Annotated in this window: 11 protein-coding genes; 9 read left to right on the top strand and 2 right to left on the bottom strand. The window is 60.7% G+C overall.

Translation table 11 applies throughout. The features are described 5' to 3' along the window. Window positions 1-18: 18 nt before the first annotated feature. Window positions 19-1,587, bottom strand: coding sequence for an alpha-amylase family glycosyl hydrolase (locus V7M64_RS04890; RefSeq protein ID WP_333677457.1), 1,569 nt, complete (start codon window positions 1,585-1,587; stop codon window positions 19-21). Between the two features lie 176 nt (window positions 1,588-1,763). Then, window positions 1,764-4,652 (bottom strand): TonB-dependent receptor, encoded by a 2,889-nt coding sequence (locus V7M64_RS04885; RefSeq protein ID WP_333677456.1) that lies wholly within the window; start codon window positions 4,650-4,652, stop codon window positions 1,764-1,766. 635 nt (window positions 4,653-5,287) lie between these two features. Here V7M64_RS04885 and V7M64_RS04880 point away from each other — a divergent pair. From V7M64_RS04880 to V7M64_RS04840, 9 genes are all read left to right on the top strand, one after another. Then, window positions 5,288-6,904, top strand: a complete 1,617-nt coding sequence (locus tag V7M64_RS04880) for an alpha-glucosidase family protein (RefSeq protein ID WP_333677454.1) — start codon at window positions 5,288-5,290, stop codon at window positions 6,902-6,904. Window positions 6,905-7,273: 369 nt separating this feature from the next. Next, entirely contained in the window at window positions 7,274-8,299 is a 1,026-nt protein-coding gene (locus V7M64_RS04875) for a hypothetical protein (RefSeq protein ID WP_333677452.1), read from the top strand. A 504-nt stretch (window positions 8,300-8,803) separates the two neighbouring features. After that, on the top strand, window positions 8,804-10,306 hold the full coding sequence (locus tag V7M64_RS04870; RefSeq protein ID WP_333677451.1) for a hypothetical protein: 1,503 nt from the start codon (window positions 8,804-8,806) through the stop codon (window positions 10,304-10,306). Between the two features lie 256 nt (window positions 10,307-10,562). Further along, window positions 10,563-11,882 carry a hypothetical protein gene (locus tag V7M64_RS04865; protein ID WP_333677450.1) on the top strand — a complete coding sequence of 440 codons (1,320 nt, stop codon included), beginning with the start codon at window positions 10,563-10,565 and terminating at the stop codon, window positions 11,880-11,882. Window positions 11,883-12,157: 275 nt separating this feature from the next. Further along, window positions 12,158-13,477 (top strand): hypothetical protein, encoded by a 1,320-nt coding sequence (locus V7M64_RS04860; RefSeq protein ID WP_333677449.1) that lies wholly within the window; start codon window positions 12,158-12,160, stop codon window positions 13,475-13,477. A 125-nt stretch (window positions 13,478-13,602) separates the two neighbouring features. Next, window positions 13,603-13,821 carry a hypothetical protein gene (locus V7M64_RS04855; protein WP_333677448.1) on the top strand — a complete coding sequence of 73 codons (219 nt, stop codon included), beginning with the start codon at window positions 13,603-13,605 and terminating at the stop codon, window positions 13,819-13,821. A gap of 184 nt (window positions 13,822-14,005) precedes the next feature. Next, window positions 14,006-16,285, top strand: a complete 2,280-nt coding sequence (locus tag V7M64_RS04850; protein ID WP_333677447.1) for a 3'-5' exonuclease — start codon at window positions 14,006-14,008, stop codon at window positions 16,283-16,285. A 12-nt stretch (window positions 16,286-16,297) separates the two neighbouring features. Beyond that, window positions 16,298-16,864: an FUSC family protein gene (locus V7M64_RS04845; protein ID WP_333677445.1), complete on the top strand. Its 567-nt coding sequence runs from the start codon at window positions 16,298-16,300 to the stop codon at window positions 16,862-16,864. A 117-nt stretch (window positions 16,865-16,981) separates the two neighbouring features. Continuing rightward, window positions 16,982-18,859, top strand: coding sequence for a 3'-5' exonuclease (locus V7M64_RS04840; protein ID WP_333677444.1), 1,878 nt, complete (start codon window positions 16,982-16,984; stop codon window positions 18,857-18,859). Window positions 18,860-19,088: the final 229 nt, after the last annotated feature.

The raw sequence follows: 19,088 nt of genomic DNA, 5'->3' as shown, positions 1-19,088 counted from the left end.
TTCTCGCCTCAACTGCACTCACTGCAGCACAGCGGTCGTATACGGCGGCAGCGTCACCTTGCCATTGCCCAGCACCACGCCGCCATTGCTCTGCAGCAGTACCGACGACACGTGCGCATCGCTACTTATTTCGAACGCACGCGCATCACGCGACAGGTTGTGCACCACCAGCACACGCGACTGCGCATCCTGCAGGGTATAAGCCAATCCATGGGGATCAGTGATCGGCACGTTGCGCAATACTCCGTCGCGCAATGCAGCCACCTGCGAGCGCCAGCCGATCAACTTGCGATAGAGGTTCAACAGCGACGCAGGATCGGCATCCTGTGCCTGTACCGAAACCGACGCATCATCGCTTGTGCTCCAATCTTTCCAGCTGGCCGTGCCCGGCCCCTTGCCGCTGCGGTACCAGCGCATCGGCTCGCGGATGTTCTCGTCGGGCTTGCTGCCCTGCATGCCGAGTTCTTCGCCGTAGTAAATAAAAGGATGGCCAGGTAGGGTCAGCAGCAGGGCGGCGGCAAGGCGCATGTGCGCCATGTTGTCGTCCAGCTGGCTCATCACGCGTTGCTGGTCGTGGTTGGAGAGGAACGGCGCATCGTCGAATACGCCATGGTCATGCTGGCGATACGCCGCATAGGTGAATTCCAGGCCACGGCCGATGCCAAGATTGCGCTCCTGGCTGACGCTTTGGATCAACTGCGTCGCCAACGGAAAATCAAAGACGGTATTGAGCGGCCCCATGTATGGCGTCAGGTCATCCGGGTTCTGCCGCGCCACTTCACCCACCAGCCACACATGCGGATCGGTCGCCTCCAGCGCATGGCGATATTCGGTCCACCAGCGCACGTTCTTCTGCAACGCGATCGGATCGCTCATGTCGCTGCGCAGGTCGTCGTAGATATGCTGTGCGGCGTCCAGGCGGAACCCGTCCACCCCTTGCCGCAACCAGAAGCGGCCCACGTCGATCATGGCCTTGCGCACGGCGGGGTTGTCGTAATTGAGATCCGGCATGGCGCCGGTGAACGTCCCTTCGTAATACGCACCGTTCGATGCACGATGCCACGCCGGGCCGCCCACGGCGCTGATCGCCTGCAAGTCCGTACCAGGCTTGGCCCACAGATACCAGTCGTGATGCGGATTCTTGGGATCCAAGGCTGCCTTGAACCAGGGATGCTGGTCGCTGGTGTGATTGATCACCATGTCCATCACCACCTTGATGCCGCGCTTGTGCGCCTCGGCCAGTAGCGTGTTGAAATCCTTCAGCGTGCCGTACTGCCGATTGATGCCTTCGTAATCGGTGATGTCGTAGCCGTGATAAGTCGGCGACGGATTGATCGGCATCAGCCAGATGCCGCTGATACCCAGCGACTTGATGTAATCGAGCTTGGCGGTAACGCCGTTGAGATCGCCGATGCCGTCGCCGTTGGTGTCGTAGAACGCGCGAACGAAGATTTCGTAGTAGACGCCGGAATCCTGCGCTGCCGGCTTCGCTGAATCCGCTTTGTCTTGCGCGAAGGACGGGACCGACCATAGCGCCAGCATGGCGCCGATCGCGAAGGAACGGAAAACCGCTCTGAATTTAGACATAGGGTCGCCTCCCGGGAATGGAGTGTCGCTGTCACGGCACGGCCGCGCAACGAGTCGGGGAAACGACGAGGCAAACGGGATCGCGCCGGGAAAAGGCCCGGTCCTGCAATCGTCCACAGGACCGGGGAGGGAGCGCCTGGCGCCGCTCGGAGGCGCCAGGCCAAACACTTGAGCACTTAGATCTTGACGTTGAAGCCCGCGTAAAGCGTACGTCCGAAATACTGGATCGTGCCGGTTTCAGAGGAATTGCCGAAATACGTGCGGGTCGGCTGGTTGGTCAGGTTCAGCACCTGGAACAACACCGAGACATTCTTGGTGACGTTGTATGCCGTCTGCAGGTCCCACACCATTTCCGGCGCGAAGTACACGATCTGATTGGTGACTGCGATCTGCGAGTCGGAGACGAACTTCGAGCGGTAGTTGCCGGTGAGATTGGCCGAGAACAGACCGTTGTCGAAGAAGATCTGTGCACTTGCTACGTTACGCGACAAGCCCGGCAGTGCCTGGACCTGCGGCGGACCACCCAATGTGGAAGTCGCACCGAAGGGACTCTGCGTGAAAGCATAGTTGGCGCCGAAGCCCAGCCCGGACCAGATGCCCGGCAGGAAGTGCGTCTTTTGGAACGAGAATTCCAGACCGCGAATCATGCTGCCTTGCGCGTTATAGGCGGTCGTGTACGAGCCATTCAAATAGGGCTGGCCGGTCGAAGGATTGTTGGGCACCGTGATGCCGGCCGACGCAAAGTTGAAGTCGTTATACGTCACGTTCGTCTGCACGAATGTGTCGACGTGCTTGACGAACACGCCAGCCGTGAACAGACCGCTGGAATTGTCGAAGTAGTGCTCGTAATCCAGGTCGTACTGCATGGCGGTCAGCGGACGCAGCAGCGGGCTTGTGCCGCCCCAGACGTTGTACTGGCCGTTCGTGACGTAAGAGCCTGCGCCGGCCAGCATCGAATCGATCGGCGGACGCGACAACACCTTGGCGACCGAGAAGCGGGTCTGGTCGTTGTCGGTCCAGTGATAGATCAGGTTCAACGACGGCAGCCACTTGGTGTATGACATGCCAACGTTGATCGGGATGAAGTCGGTGGCAACGTAGCCGAACCCGTCCGTCATCGGCACGCCCTGGCCGGGCTCCACCTGCTGGATACCGGAGCTGCCTTGCGAGGTGTGCGACACGCGCAAACCGATATTGCCGGTCAACTCATGGTTCCACAGCGTAGTGTCGATATCACCCATCAAGAACAGATCGCGCACCTTCTCATGCACCGTGCCGCTCTGGATGCCCGACCAGCTGTTGTTGTCCAAGTCGAGCTGGGGATTGGGACGGACGCCGTACTGAGAAAGAATCGCCGGCGCATTGAGTTTCAGGAAACACGGCAGGCCGCTGAACTTGCCTTTCCAGCAAACTTCCTGCGTATCCGCACTGCTGAGCGGCAACGGCGGCTCGCCGGTTACCGGGTAGGAATTCCACTCTGAACCATAGACCCACACGGTACGGTTGGCCTGGAACGTGTGGTTGTTGAGGTAGATGCCAGCCTGGATATCGGTGAAGATCGGATTGCTTTCCAGGTCGTACTGCACGGCAGTGCGGAAGGCCCTGTAGCGATCGTGATAGATGTACGGATAGACGCCGTAACGCGATAGCGCCATATCGTTGGGATTGGTGTAGACATCAGGATTGGAAACCGTTGCCGAACCGACGTTGAGCCCATTGAGCGCGTACGTCACCGATTGGTTCATCAGGGTTGGATTGGCTGTGCCCAAGCCGTTGTAGGCGTCGGCCGTGGTGTCCACGTTGATCTCGTTGCTCTCTGCATGCGAAAGCGACAAATCGGATTCGACGTGCCAGGGACCGCTGTTCCATTTCAGATTCAGGCCGCCGGAGAACACGCCCGTCTTGGTGGTGTAGTTGTCGGCCGTCGTCTCGTTGGAAAACTGCACGTTGCTCTGGTTCGGATTGGTGCTGACGGTACCGCCAAGCAGGGTGTTGCCGACACCGAGAATCGGGTTGGTGATGACCGCGTTATTTTGGTAAAAGTTCTGCGACCGGAAACCGTAGCCGAAGTAGTCGTTGTCGAACTTCGAGTAATACATGTCGCCGGTGATCTGCAGATGATCCGTCGGCTTCCACACAACAGTCGACAGATAACCCGTGCGGCGCTCGGTACCGCCATCTTGTTGCAGCTGGATACCTTCCGGCACGTAGGCCTGGGCGCTGTTGGGATTATTTGGGTTGAGCGACTGCAATCCGCCGAACGCCTCGCCCACGAACTGTTCGGAAATATGCGGCTGGTAAAGCTGTGCAAAGCCAAGGCCGATACCCAGCGTGTTATCGAGGAACTTGCCTTGGTAGGCAACGCTGGCGCGATAGCCGACCGGGTTGTCGCCGACGATGTCGTGCGCCTGGCCGTCATAGCTGCCGCGCGCATCGATGTTCAGCGATTGGTCCTTGGTATTCTCCAGCGGATTGGCCGTCTGCATCGCGATCGTGCAACCCACGCCACCTTCGATCAGCGATGCCTGCGAGGATTTGTAGACCGTCGCCATGTTGATCAGCTCAGACGGATACTGATCGAACTGGATGTAGTTGCTGCCGCTGGTGGCAGGCTGCTCGCGGCCGTCCAACGTGGTTTCGATGAAGTTGCCGGACAAGCCACGGCAGTTGATCTGCGAGGCTTGGCCCGCAATACGCTCCGCCGAAACACCGGGCAGGCGCGTCAACGCATCGGCGATCGATTGGTCAGGCAGGCCGCCGATATCGGCAGCTGTCACGACGTTCTGGATCGTGTCGGCGTAACGCTGATAGTCGATCGACTTCTCGACACTGCTGCTGAAGCCGGTCACGGTCACCGTCGACAGGCTCTTGGCCAGCTCCTTCTGGCTCTTCGAATTGGTCGTCGCCTGGCTGCTGCCGGCGTCAGTGCTGGCCGTGCTCTGCTGCTGCGACGTACCGGGCGTCGTCTGCGCCCCTGTGTCACCGGTCGCGGCCTGCACCCCAAAAGCCATGGTAAGGCCCGCCGAAGCCAGAGCCATCACCAGCAAATTACGCTTGAGTATCACTTTCCCCTCCTCCCCAAAACCATTTTTTGTAGGCGCATCTTCTTGACCGCTTGCCGCGACGTCGCTTGCTGTCGGCTGCAACGGCAACTTGCATGCAGGCTTCAGGCCTGCCGCGTGGAATGCATGGTAGGGCGCGCTTTTCCAAGCAGAGCACATCATGCATACGTATTCATATCCGCCCATGCATGACGCTCATCGCAGCGCAGCAAAGGCCTGCCGTGCGCCTGCGTGAAGCTGTCGAAGCCCCGGAAAACGGCGGTAATACGAGAATTCCATGCGAGATTCAGTCAGCCATGCACCCAGGCGCGAGCATTTGCCCCACGATCCATGCCGCAACCGCAGCACGAATGAATACGTATGCACATCCTGCGAGCACGCAGAACTGCGCGACTAAGCTGCACCACGCCGACAAGCTTTGCTTTCTACCCGGGAATGTCCGCCTGGTGGATGGGGAACCCTTGTGTCGCCGTCATTCCCGCGCAAGCGGGAATCCATTTATCCTCCAGCGGAAAACAACATGGATTCCCGCTTGCGCGGGAATGACGGCAAGAAAGGGCTACGCCTCATCAGGTTTTTCATCAAGGGAACGAAGCAGGTCCGGCGAGTTTCGGATTCACTAAGGAAAGCGTTTTCACATGACCGATGCATCCTGGTGGCGCGGCGCCGTCATCTATCAGATCTATCCACGCAGTTTCCTGGATACCAATGGCGACGGCGTGGGCGACCTGCCGGGCATCATCCAGCGTCTTGACTACGTGGCGAGCCTGGGCGTGGATGCGATCTGGATCGCGCCGTTCTTCCGTTCGCCGATGGCCGATTTCGGCTACGACATTGCCGATTACCGCGACGTCGACCCATTGTTCGGCACGCTGGCGGATTTCGATCGCCTGCTCGACAAGGCGCATGGCCTGGGCTTGAAGGTGATGATCGACCAGGTGCTCAGCCACACCTCCGACCAGCATGCGTGGTTCAAGCAGAGCCGCGAAAGCGCCAGTAATGCGAAAGCGGATTGGTACGTGTGGGCCGATGCCAAGCCCGATGGCAGTCCGCCCAACAACTGGCTGTCGATCTTCGGCGGCTCGGCGTGGCAGTGGGAGCCGCGGCGCGGCCAGTATTACCTGCACAACTTTCTCGCCTCGCAACCGGATCTTAATTTCCATAACCCGCACGTGCGCGCAGCGGTGCTGGACAACGTGCGCTTCTGGCTCGACAAGGGCGTGGATGGCTTGCGCCTGGATGCGATCAATTTCTGCTTCCACGACAAGCAGCTGCGCGACAATCCGCCCAAGCCGAAGGAAAAACGCGTCGGCCGCGGCTTCAGCCCGGACAATCCGTACGCGTTCCAGTATCACCTTTACAACAACACGCAGCCGGAAAATCTCGATTTCCTGCAGGACTTGCGTGAGTTGCTCGATCGCTATCCCAGCGCGGTGACGCTCGGCGAAATTTCCTCGGAGGATTCGCTGGCGACGATGGCCGAATACACGCGCGGCCACCGCCTGCATATGGGCTACAGCTTCGAATTGCTCAGCAGCGACTACAGCGCCGCGTACATTCGCCAGACGGTCGCGCAGCTGGAAGCGCAAATGAGCGAAGGCTGGCCGTGCTGGGCCATTTCCAATCACGACGTGGAACGCGTGCTCACGCGCTGGGGCAATGGCAATGCCTCGCCGCGCCTGGCAAACCTGCTTACCGCGATGCTGTGTTCGTTGCGCGGTTCGGTGTGCGTGTATCAGGGCGAAGAACTCGGCCTGACCGAAGCCGAGGTGCCATTCGAGGCACTGCGCGATCCCTATGGCATTACGTTCTGGCCGAACTTCAAGGGCCGCGATGGCTGCCGCACGCCGATGCCGTGGAACGACAGCTCCTTCGCCGGCTTCAGCAGCGTGGCGCCGTGGCTGCCAGTCGACGAAACGCACAAAGCGCTGGCCGTGTCGCACCAGGAAGCCGATCCAAATTCCGTGCTGCAGGGATTCCGCCGTTTCATGCGCTGGCGTGCAGCGCAACCTGCGCTTCGACACGGCGATATCCGTTTCCTGGACGTGCCCGAGCCGGTGCTGGCCTTCGTGCGCAACGATGGCAGCGAACAGGTGCTGGCGGTGTTCAATCTCGGCAAGCAGGCGCAGACGGTCGCGTTGCAGGAGTTCGGCGCCGCCACGCCGCTGGAAGGGCATGGCTTGCAGCAAGGCGTATGGCAAGACGGGCGGCTTGAATTGCCCGGCCATGGCGTCCTGTTCGCGCGGCTCCCATAGGCTGGATGAAATCCAGGCTTTCTTGAACTCTCCATGCTGGAAATTCACGTCGCCCCACGCGGGCTTTTTCCCAAGAATCAAACCACTTAACCGTCTAAATTCACGGCTTCGTCACGTTTCCGAGCCTAGGCTTTCACGCGTGTAAACCGCCGGATACAGGGGCCGGCGGGCAGGTCTGCACCGCATCCCCTTGGATCACTTGGCGACGCCTCCGACCAGGCGCCGGATGAACGCTATACGTGATATCGCTGCCCGGGCCGGCTGCTTTCCGCCCGCAATTCAAATATCGGCAGCGGATCAAGACGGATTTTCTTGCAGCACTTTGCCGGTCATGCCGTTGCGCCCGTTTCTCTCACGGAGAGAGCCGCCATGAATTACAGCGAATACCTGAGGCCCGTCAGTTCAGCATTTGCAGCGCCTGCCGAGCGCGCATCGACCGGATTGCACATGCCGACCCTGCACTATCCCTGGGCCAGCGCCTGCTCGCCGCACGCGCCGTTCGTGGAAGCCCGCATGCATCAATGGCTGGTGCAATACGGCCTGATTCCCAATGAGCATTACCGCGCACGCCTGGCGCGGGCGAAATTCGGCTGGCTGGCGGCGCGCTGCCATCCCTATGCGTCGATGGAACGCTTGCAGACGATCGCCAATTTCTACGCCTGGTATTTCCTGGTCGACGACTGGTTCGTGGGCAATACCGAAAAGGTCTCCACGTACACCATTTCCAATCTCACCGCGGTCATCGACGTACTCGACGCCGGCCGTACCAGCGGCGAGCCGGTCTATGGCGAAGCCGCCTGGGCGGACATGTGCCGGGATTTACGCTTGAGCATGTCGGGCGCGCAGTTCGAACGCTTCGCTCATACCATGCATTTGTGGGTAGGCATGGCCGGCTTGCGCATGCTTGAACACACGCATGCGCAAGCGCCTCGGCCGCATCGGCGCGAAGCCATCCTGCGCCACGCCGGCGGCTTGTATCCCTGCCTTTACCTGATCGATTTCGCCAATGACCTGCCCTTGCCGCAGGAAGAATACGATCGGTTGAACGTGCAGCAGTTGCGCCGGCATACCAACCGCATCGTGTGCTGGAGCAGCGACGTGCAGCACCTGGGCATGGACGTCCGCCAATCGGCGCCCCGCCGCAACACGGTGGCACGCTACACCAGCCAGGGTTATTCGCTGCAACACGGTGTGGACCGCGTCAGCGAGCGCATCCGCATGGAACTGGACACCTTCATGCGCACCGCCGCAGCAGTCAAGGAAAGCGCCGGCCCTGCGCTATCGAACTACATCAGCGGACTGAAGCACTGGATGAGCGGCTACCGCGATTGGCTGGCCGCGCAGCACAGCACCCGGCCCTTTGCGGAACCGGAGGCGGTCATCAGCGCCTGGTAGCACGCCATTTGCGATGCGGTGCAAAAACGCCTTAAACCAACTCGGGCGGCACGCTCGAGGTTCGCGAGGAGGGTCCCCCTCCCCGCATGCTGGGGAGGCGAGGGATAGCCATGGCGTCCAACAACTCCGCCAGATGTGCTGCGCGGCGCGCGGCGGACTGGCTACCCGTTCCAGCCGCTCGCCTGCAGACCTGCTGGGCGTCGCGCCTCATCTTTTAAATTCAGCACGTTGGGGCCGCACTGCATGCGCGGCGGCGTGTGCGTGCATGGACCGGAGCATCCTTATCGGATGCATGTGCAACCAAAAGTCGACTCGCTGAAAGCTAACGTGGTTAAAATCTTGTAGTTCGGCCGGGCGCGCGCCTACCCCTGCCCGGGCGGTTTCAATCGTTTCAAGGAACCGTCCTGCCACGCGCCCTCCATGCCTCCGTCACTTGCGCGCGGCAAGCGTGCATGGCGAAGGCGTGGCGTCCGAGTTGTTCCGACACCATCGAGGACCCAGCTTTTGAATACAGCGAACGATACGGCAGCACGACGCAATCCTGGCGTGAGCGGCATGAGCCTGTACGTGCCCCGCCCGCGCGTCTCCCTGCGTGACTGGTGCGAATGGACGGGAAATTCCTGGGACAAAGTGCAGGCCGTGGTCGGCCGCAGCTTCCGCCAGCCGGCGCCGTATGAAGATGCATACACCATGGCGGCCACCGCCGTGCTGCGCCTGATCCAGCAATACGACATCGATCCGCGCAACGTCGGCCAGCTCGCGCTGGGCACCGAAAGCAGCAAGGACAACTCTGCCGGCGCCGTGATCGTGCGCGGCATGGTCGATCGCGAACTCGAACGCCTGGGGCTGCCGCGCCTGTCGCGCCAGATGGAAGTGCCCGAGTTCAAGCACGCCTGCCTCGGCGGCGTCTATGCGCTGAAGAGCGCGCTGCGCTACGTGGCGTTCGATGCCAACGGCCGCCAGGCGATCGTGGTGTGCAGCGATATCGCCGCCTATGAGCGCGGTTCCAGCGGCGAGCAGACGCAAGGCGCCGGCGCCGTGGCGATGCTGGTGGAAGCGCAGCCGAAGCTGTTCGAGGTGGATCTGGCGCACGCAGGCAGCGCATCGGATTTCCGCGGCCCGGATTTCCGCAAGCCGTTGCTGCGTTACTTCCATCATGAATACGGCCAGCGCCATCGCCGCCTACACGATTTCCCAATCTTCAGCGGCAAGTACTCCACCTTCGCCTACCTCGATGAAGTGGGCCAGGCGACGGATGCGATGATCCAACGGCTGGGTGTGTCGGATCTTGAATTCCTCGACGACGCCAAAGGCCTGTTCTTCCATCGCCCGTACCACATGATGCCGCTGCAGGCGCTGGCCTTTATCTACGCCCGCGCCCTGGCACGCGCACCGCAACCCAACGCCGATTTCCAGGCGCTGTGCGAGCAGGCCGGCGTATCGGCCGAAGGCGTGATCGCCGAATGCCGCAACACGCCGGACCTGTTCGGCGAATTCCTCAGCCAGGGCGCCCATGCCGAAGCGCCGCAAGATGCGCATCCGCTCACCACCAAGCTCTCGGGCGTGGCGCGCAAGAGTCCCGCGTTCCAGCAATTGCTGGCCACGCGCGTGAACCTGGGTACCGATTGGGCGATGGAACTGGGCAATCTCTATACCGCCGCACTGCCGGCATGGATTGCCGCCGGCTTCGAACAGGCACTGGAAAACAACGTCGAGTGGACCGACGCCAAGCTGTACGCCATCGGCTACGGCAGCGGCGATGCCTCCGAGGCCATTCCGTTGCGTGTGGTGCCGGGTTGGCGCGCAGCCGCGGCGAAGATCGGCTTCCGTGCCGCGCTGGCCGAGTCCACGGATCTCACCCGCGAGCAGTACGAAGCGATGCACGACGGCCAGGACGTGGCGCTGGATTGTCCGCCGGTCAACCAGTTCGTGATCGCCCGCACCGGCGATACCTATGAGGCGGCGTTCCAGGACCTGGGCGTGGATTACTACGAGTTCGCGCAGTAATTCGGTGCATCGCGTCGGTTGGGGGAAGCGAACGCGAACCCCAACCTTGGCATGTCGACCAAAGTCATCAAGTTAGGGTTTACACCCGACCTACAAATACACCGGCCTTTGGCTAGACTCCGCCCGTCCCTCACCACGCGGCGCCGGCATGTTCAAGCTCAAAGGCATCTTGCCCCTCCAGGCCGGCGACCAGGCGTTGGCTTGCATAACGTCGGGGATCGGCTTGGCGCGGATCACTTTGGACGGGAAATCGGGCATGTTGAAGCGACAGGCGCTTGCCGCCGCCATGGTGGGACTGCTTGCGGCGAGCGGCGCCGCGCACGCGGATGGCGACATCTTCAGCGACGGCCACGTGGACGGCGACCTGCGCCTCTACAACTTCAACCGCCTCTACGCCAGCAAGACCACGCCGAACACCAGCGCGTTTTCCGTAGCGGCGCTGATCAATGCGCAAACCGGCAGCTTCCTCACCGGCTTCAGCATCGGCGGTTCGTTCGCCACGGCCAATTCGCTGGGCACGCATTCGAACGAACTGGCGAAGATCGACACCACGCTGGCCGGCCCTAACAACTCGATCGGCACCTTCAGCCAGGCCTATCTGCAATACCAGCACGGCATCTTCCTGTTTCGCGGCGGCTATCAATACCTGACCGACGATCCGTGGATGGGCAACAACGATTCGCGCATCATTCCCTCGTCGTACAACGCACTGAAAGTGCAGATCACGCCGCTTGCCGGCTGGAGCCTGTTCGCCATCCGCGAATACAGCTGGAAGAGCCGCACCTCGGGCGGCATGTTTCCGGACAACCTGTACTACTCGTCCAAGTACGACGGCGATTCGATGTACGGCAACAACGGTTCTCTGCCCTTGCATGCGCGCTCCGCGCCCGGCACCTGGGAAGGTGGCAGCACGTACGTGCATGGCGGCTTGAATGCGCAGCTGCGCTATTACGACTTCATGCACTTCGCGCGCACCGCCTATGCGGTAGGCAGCTACGTGTTCGACACCGGCACGGGCTTCAATCCAGTCGTCGGTGCGCAGTACGTGGCGCAAAACGCAGGCACGGACAACCGCTTTGCCGAAACCAACACCAAGCTGTTCGGCGTGGCCGGCGACCACGTGAAAAGCCGCGCCATCGGCGGCGATCTGGGGTTGGTGATTCCCAACGGCCGCTTCGACCTCTACTACAACAAGGTGGCGCGCGAAGAGGGCGCAGTGGGTGGCGGCGCACTGATTTCACCCTACACCGCCAACTACGGCACCGATCCGCTGTTCACCACCTCGATGATCCGCGGCCTGGTCGAAGCCGGCCCCGGCCGCGCCTGGAAAGGCAAGTTCACCTACGACCTGTTCGACAAGCAGCTGCAGCTGACGGCCGCGTATGCGAAATACATGACCGATTACCGCGGCAACAGCCACGACCTGTATGTCGACGTGATCTACCATTTGGACGGCTATTTGCGCGGCCTGACACTGCGCGACCGCTGGGAACTGTCCAACGGCGGCATCGACAACCTCAACCCGACCAACAAGACCTTCGTCTACAACCGGGTGATGATCGATTACAAGTTCTAAGTGCATCGGGCTGCCCGGCGCTGCCGCGGCCCGCGAAGCGGCCTTTGGTGCTCCAAATCCCCTATTAAGACGCATCGCACAAATGGCGTGGCGGCACTCGGACAGCCAAAAAGACCCTAAAAATGTCCCATAAAGACAGCATTCCTCCCTTTGGACCCCTTGCGATTTTGTGCAAACGCACATAAGAATGCCGTAACGCCCCTGCGGGAGAGGGAGCGGCCGGTGACGGCCAGCATCAGGGGCGTCCAGTGCCATTACAACCAGGGGAGTCTCGCATGTCCAAACGATGGGCAGTGGCTATCGTTTTAGCCGGTTTTGCCGTGGCCAGCACCCATGCATGGTCGGACGATGACATTTTCAGCAGCGGCCATGTGGATGGCGACCTGCGTCTCTACCATTACGATCGCCTTTACGCCAGCAAGACCACGCCGAACGCCAGCGCGTTTTCCATCGGCGCGCTGATCAACGCGCAGACGGGCGACTTCCTTACTGGCTTCAGCGTGGGCGCCTCGTTCGCCACCGCCAATTCGCTCGGCACGCATGCGGAGCAGCTGGCAAAAATCGACACGACCCTCGCTGGCCCGAGCAATTCCATCGGCACCTTCAGCCAGGCCTATCTGCAATACCAGCGCGGCATCTTCCTGTTTCGCGGCGGCTATCAATACCTGGCCGACGATCCGTGGATGGGCAACAACGATGCGCGCGTCATTCCTTCCTCGTACAACGCGTTGAAAGTGCAGGTCACGCCGCTGACGGGCTGGAACCTCTTCGCCGTGCGCGAGTACAGCTGGAAAAGCCGCACATCCGAGGGCATGAATGCGGACAACCTGTATTACCCGTCCAAATACGACGGCGATTCGATGTACGGCAACAACGGCTCGCTGCCGCTGCATGCGCGCTCCGCGCCGGGCACCTGGGAAAGCGGCACGACCTACGTCGGCCATGGAGTCAATGCGCAGTTGCGCTACTACGACTTCATGCACTTCGCGCGCACCGCTTTCGCCATGGGTAGCTACGTGTTCGATACCGGCAGCGGTTTCAATCCAGTGGTCGGCGCGCAATACCTCGCGCAGGACTATGGCGCGGACAATCGCTTTACCGAAACCGGCACCAGGCTGTTCGGTATCGCGGGCAATCACGTCAAGAGCCGCGTCGTCGGCGGCGACGTGGGGGTAGTGATTCCCCATGGCCGCTTCGACCTCTTCTACAACAAGGTGGCGCATGAGGAAGGCGCCGCCGGTGGCGGTGCATTGATCTCGCCTTTCACTACCAATTACGCCAGCGACCCGCTGTACACCACCTCGATGATCCGCGGCCTGATCGAATCCGGCCCGGGACATGCATGGAAAGGCAAATTCACTTACGACCTCATCGACAAGAAGCTCGAACTAGCCACCGCCTACGCCAAATATTTCACCTACTACCGCGGCAACAGCCACGATCTTTATGTCGACGTGATCTACCACCTGGATGGCGTGCTCAAGGGCCTGACGCTGCGCAACCGCTGGGAGCTGTCCAATGGCGGCATCAACAACCTCAACCCGACCAACAAGGCCTTCGTCTACAACCGGCTGATGATCGACTACAAGTTTTAAGGCAACACTGATCAAGTATCGCCTTAATCAGGTTTTAAGCGCGCATGAAAGGAAGGCGGCCACCGCCTTCCTTTTGCCCGATGCCAGCACCTATGATCGGGCCACCTTTTTTCGCGGAGCGAACCATGCGCGCCATTCTGATCATCCTGGGACTCGTGCTGCTGGTCGGCGGCCTGTGGGTCGTGTTCGGCCACGGCAGCTATACGCAGACCGACACCCTGCTGCAGATCGGCTCGGCCAAGTTCACGGCCAAGCATGACAAGGCGATTCCGGAGTGGGTCGGTATCAGCGGCATCGTGGTGGGAGCGTTGCTGGCGATGGGTGGGTTGTTTTCGAAGCGCTGAGTGCACGCAATCGCCGTCCAAGGAGGGTTGCCTGCGTACTCCCCCGCGGCCGTCATCCCCGCGAAAGCGGGAATCCATTTCCATGGATGCATCAAGTCAAAATGGATTCCCGCTTTCGCGGGAATGACGGCAAAAGAACGGCCTGAACAGGAACATCTCATCCCCACCCGCTACAATCCCGCGGATGGATGTCTCCCACCTGATCGACTCGCTCAACGACGCGCAACGTGAAGCCGTCTGCGCATCACCCGGCCATTACCTGGTCCTCGCCGGTGCCGGCTCCGGCAAGACCCGCGTGCTTACCAACCGCATCGGCTGGCTCAACCAGGTCGAGCGCGTGCCGCCGTGGGCGATCCTTGCCGTCACCTTCACCAACAAGGCCGCAGGCGAAATGCGCGCGCGCCTGGACAACCTGATTCCGGGCGGCACGCAAGGCCTCACGGTCGGCACCTTCCACGGCATCGCCCACCGCCTGCTGCGCCGCCACTGGCGTGAAGCCGGCCTGCCGGAAAGCTTCCAGATTCTCGACGCCGACGATCAGCAGCGCATGGTGAAACGCGTGATCGCCGGGCTAGGGCTGGACGAAGCCCGCTTTCCGCCGCGCCAGGCCGCCTGGCAGATCAACAGCTGGAAGGACGAGGGCAAGCGCCCGGAGAACATCGAGCATCACCAACATCCGGTCACGCGCACACTGGTGCAGATCTACCAGGCTTATGAAGACGGCTGCCAGCGCGCCGGCCTGGTGGATTTCGCCGAGCTGCTGCTGCGTGCGCACGAGCTATGGCTGAAGCAACCCGCCGTGCTGGAGCATTACCAGCAGCGCTGGCGCTATTTGCTGATCGACGAATTCCAGGACACCAACGCGCTGCAATACGCGTGGATTCGCGTACTGGCCGGCCGTAGCGGCCAGGTGTTCGTGGTGGGCGACGACGACCAGGCCATCTACGGCTGGCGCGGCGCCAAGGTGGAAAACGTGCAGCAGTTCCTGCGCGATTTCCCTGGCGCGCGCACGATCAAGCTGGAGCAGAACTACCGCTCCACCTCCACCATCCTGAAAGCCGCCAATAGCGTGATCGAACGCAACGGCAACCGTCTCGGCAAGCAGTTATGGACGGCTGGCGAGGAAGGCGAGCGCATCGCCGTGTATGCCGCGTACAACGAACAGGACGAAGCGCGCTTCGTGATCGAACGCATTCGCGAATACATCGCCGAGCATGGCGATGCGAAGGATTGCGCCATTCTCTATCGCTCCAATGCGCAGTCGCGCAACTTCGAAGAACAGCTGATCCAGCACGACGTTCCCTATCGCGTCTATGGCGGCCTGCGCTTCTTCGAGCGCGCGGAAATCAAGGATGCGCTGTCGTACCTGCGCCTTACCGCCAATCGCCATGATGATGCGGCATTCGAGCGCGCGGTGAATACACCGCCGCGTGGTATCGGCGACCGCACACTCGACGTGCTGCGCCGACGCGCACGCGGCGAAGCTACGTCGATGTGGGAGGCTGCGCTGAGCGAGCTTACCAACAGCAATGAATTGGCTGGCCGTGCGAAGAATGCGGTAAAGGTGTTTCTGGCCATGATCAATGACATGGCGCGCGCTTTCGCCCCCTCTCCCCTCCGGGGAGAGGGCTGGGGTGAGGGGCAGCTCTTGCCCGAAGCCCCCGCTCCGGACAGCCCTCCACCCAACCCTCTCCCCGGAGGGGAAAGGGCTTTGAACCTCGCCGAACAGATCGACCACGCCATCAGCCAATCGGGCCTGCGCGACTTCTACGAAAAAGACAGCCGCGGCAACGCCGAGTCGCGCGTGGAAAACCTGGACGAACTGGTCAACGTGGCCAGCCGTTTCGAACTCACGCTCGACGATATTGAAGCAGGCCTGAGCGAGCTCTCCGCGTTTCTTTCGCACGCCGCGCTGGAAGCCGGCGAAGGCCAGGGCGAATCCTGGGACAACTGCGTGCAACTGATGACGCTGCATTCGGCCAAGGGCCTGGAGTTTCCGCTGGTGTTCCTGGTCGGCGTGGAAGAAGGCCTGTTCCCCAGCCAGCGTTCCGTCGAAGACGAAGGCCGACTGGAAGAAGAACGTCGCCTTGCCTACGTCGGCATCACGCGCGCGCGCCAGCGCCTGTTCATCACGCATGCCGAATCGCGTCGCATGCACGGTACGGAAATGCTTTCGCGTCCCTCGCGGTTCCTCGCCGAAATACCGCCTTCGTTGCTCGATGAAGTACGTCCGCGCGTGCAGGTAAGCCGTCCGCTCTATGCCGGCCGCTTCAACGAACCGGCGCCTTCGTTGCAAGAAGACTTGCCGGTCAAGCTCGGCCAGCGCGTCAGCCATCCCAGCTTCGGCGAAGGCGTGGTGGTGAGTGCCGAAGGCAGCGGAGCACACACGCGGCTGCAAATCAATTTCGAAAGCGCCGGCAGCAAATGGCTGGTGGCGGCTTACGCCAAGCTCACGCCGCTGTAGGATGCTGCAGCGATGAACGAGCGTCCCATTCGCGAACTGCGACGCGAACTCGGCAGCTTCCATCAGCAGCTGCAGGACCTCTATCAACGCCTGCCGTGGAGTCACCGCCTGGTCAACGGCTTGTCCCTGGCCATGCAGGCCCTGGCCGCCGCCAGCCTCGGTTACGGACTGGGCTTGCTGCTGCATACGCAACAGGCGTTCTGGGGCGCGCTCACCGCCATCGCGGTCACGCAGCAGAGCTACATCGATACGCGCAAGTCGTCGATCGACCAGGTGCTTGGCGCGGTAATTGGCGCCACCATCGCCATCATCGGCTCGTACCTGGCGCAGGACAATTACCCCGTCTACGCCATCACCATGGCCATCTCCATCGTGCTGTGCTGGCTGTTCAACCTCGGCAGCGCCGGCAAGTTGAGCGCCACCACCGTCACCATCGTGATGCTGGTGCCGCACAACGGCCCGTTCTGGACCATCGCGCTCACGCGTCTGGGTGAAGTCACTATCGGTATAGCCAGCGCCTTGCTGGTGACGTGGATCGCTAACCGTTTGGAAAAGCTCTGGCAACGCAAGGCTACGTAACTGTGTAAGCTGGGATGCAATCTCAGAATCGTCTTGCCCATGAATGCTGTGATTGCATCCCAGCCTACTTGCTGTTCTATGATCGACAGAAACATGGGTCGAATCAGGAACGCACGGATGGCCAAATTTATTCCCAGCCGCAGCAACAGTCTTGGACGCATGACGCCTGGAGAGAGGCGCTTTTCCGAACGACTGGATCAGAAGCTCGAAGACAATTACCTGGTGTGGTACGACGTACCGATCGGCGGCCAACAGCGCCATCCTGACTTTGTCATCGTCCATCCCGAACAAGGACTGTGGGTGTTGGAGGTCAAGGATTGGAAGCCGGAAAACATCATTCAGGCCGACAAGACGCAGTTCACCTTGATTGACCACGGGAAGGCGGTCAAGAAGAACAACCCCCTGGAGCAGGCACGCCAGCACGCCTTGCGCGTCAAGGAGCAACTGGAACGCGACCCTGCACTAATCAATCCGGAGGATCACCACCACGCTGGCAATCTAATCATGCCATGGACCTATGGCGTGGTGCTGACCAATATCAAGCGCAAACAATTCACTGACGGTGGTCTGGAAGATCTCATTCCCGCACATCGAGTGATTTGCAGCGATGAAATGTACGAGAGTACCGATGCTGAAGCTTTTCAGAAACGGCTGCACGAGATGTTCCCCTATATTTTTCCCTGCAAGCTGGCGCTACCGCAGATGGATCGCATCCGCTGGCACCTGTTTCCAGAGCTGCGCATGGAACCCGGCGAGGGACAATTCGGCTTGCCCTTTGGCAGCGATGCCAATGCGGCGGCACTCGTGGATATCCCGGACATCGTTCGCATTATGGACATGCAGCAGGAGCAGCTAGCTCGCACCATCGGCGACGAACACCGCGTTATCCATGGTGTGGCGGGTTCCGGTAAAACCATGATCCTGGGCTTTCGCGCCATGCATTTGGCGCGCACAGCATCCAAGCCAATCCTGATCCTGTGTTATGCCAAACCCCTGGCTGCGCGATTGGAGCAGCTCATGGGCGAACGCGGCCTAGCGGGCAAGGTGCAGGTGTACAATTTTCACAAATGGTGCAGCAGGATGCTTAGAACTTACGGCGTGCTGCCGCCGCCGCAAGGGCAAACCAGTGCGGACTTTTTTGAAGCGCAGGTTGAACGCGTCATCCATGGCGTCGAGCACCAACAAATCCCACGCTACCAATACGGTGCCGTGCTAATAGATGAAGGCCATGACTTCCAACCGGAGTGGTACCGTCTGATCGTACAGATGATTGACCCTGCCACCAACTCACTATTGGTGCTTTACGACGACGCGCAGAACATCTACGGCAAAGCCAATCGGCCGGCATTCACCTGGAAGAGTGTTGGAGTACAAGCACAGGGACGTACCACCATCCTCCGCATCAATTACCGCAACACCACGGAGATCCTCGCTGTGGCGTATCGCTTCGCACGAGCACTGTTCGAGGAACGCTCCGGCGATAGCGAAGATGTACCGTTGATCGCTCCCGAAAGCGCCGGTCGACGCGGTCCTGTTCCCACCCTGATCCGAACCGATGACTCAGCACACGAATGGCGGGCTGTAGTGGAGCGCATCCGCGATGAACAGCACCACGGACGTATGCTCTCCGCGATAGCGGTTCTTTTTTTTAGTAAATGGCAAGGTGAAAAAATTCATCAGGTATTGGAGCAGGCGGGCATCACGAGTCATCTTGCAGATGACGCCGGAAAGACCTCGCTATTCACCTCCGGCAACAATGTCAAACTGATCAGCATGCATTCCAGCAAGGGCTTGGAGTTTCCCGTCGTCATCATCCCCGGCTTAGGCCGGTTGCCGCGATCAGAGCAAGACGAAGCGGAGGACGCCCGCCTGCTCTATGTGGCCATGACCCGCGCCACCGAGCAATTAATCCTGATTCACCATGAAGAATCGGTATTCACCGCCCGTATCCGCGCCTCAATCAACGACATCCAGGCACAGCTTGCAGGCATGTAGGTTGGGGTGAGGCGCGGCCGAACCCAACACGGTTACACCCGACAATGTTGGGGTTCGCGCTCCGCTCACCCCAACCTACGTCCGTACTGAATTCCCTCGCGGCACAAAAATTTACGCGTTCTTTATGCAACGCCCCCTTTTCGCTACCCGCTTCTTATACGCCCCTGCCTAAAGTGCGCAGCTCAAGAGGCATCGAGCGACACCATGGATTTTGTCTATCTACTTTTCG

Source organism: Dyella sp. (genome assembly GCF_036746095.1).
Classification (GTDB): Bacteria; Pseudomonadota; Gammaproteobacteria; order Xanthomonadales; family Rhodanobacteraceae; genus Dyella_B.
The sequence above is the reverse complement of the archived record's forward strand: the minus strand, read 5'-3'. Positions and strand labels throughout refer to the sequence as shown.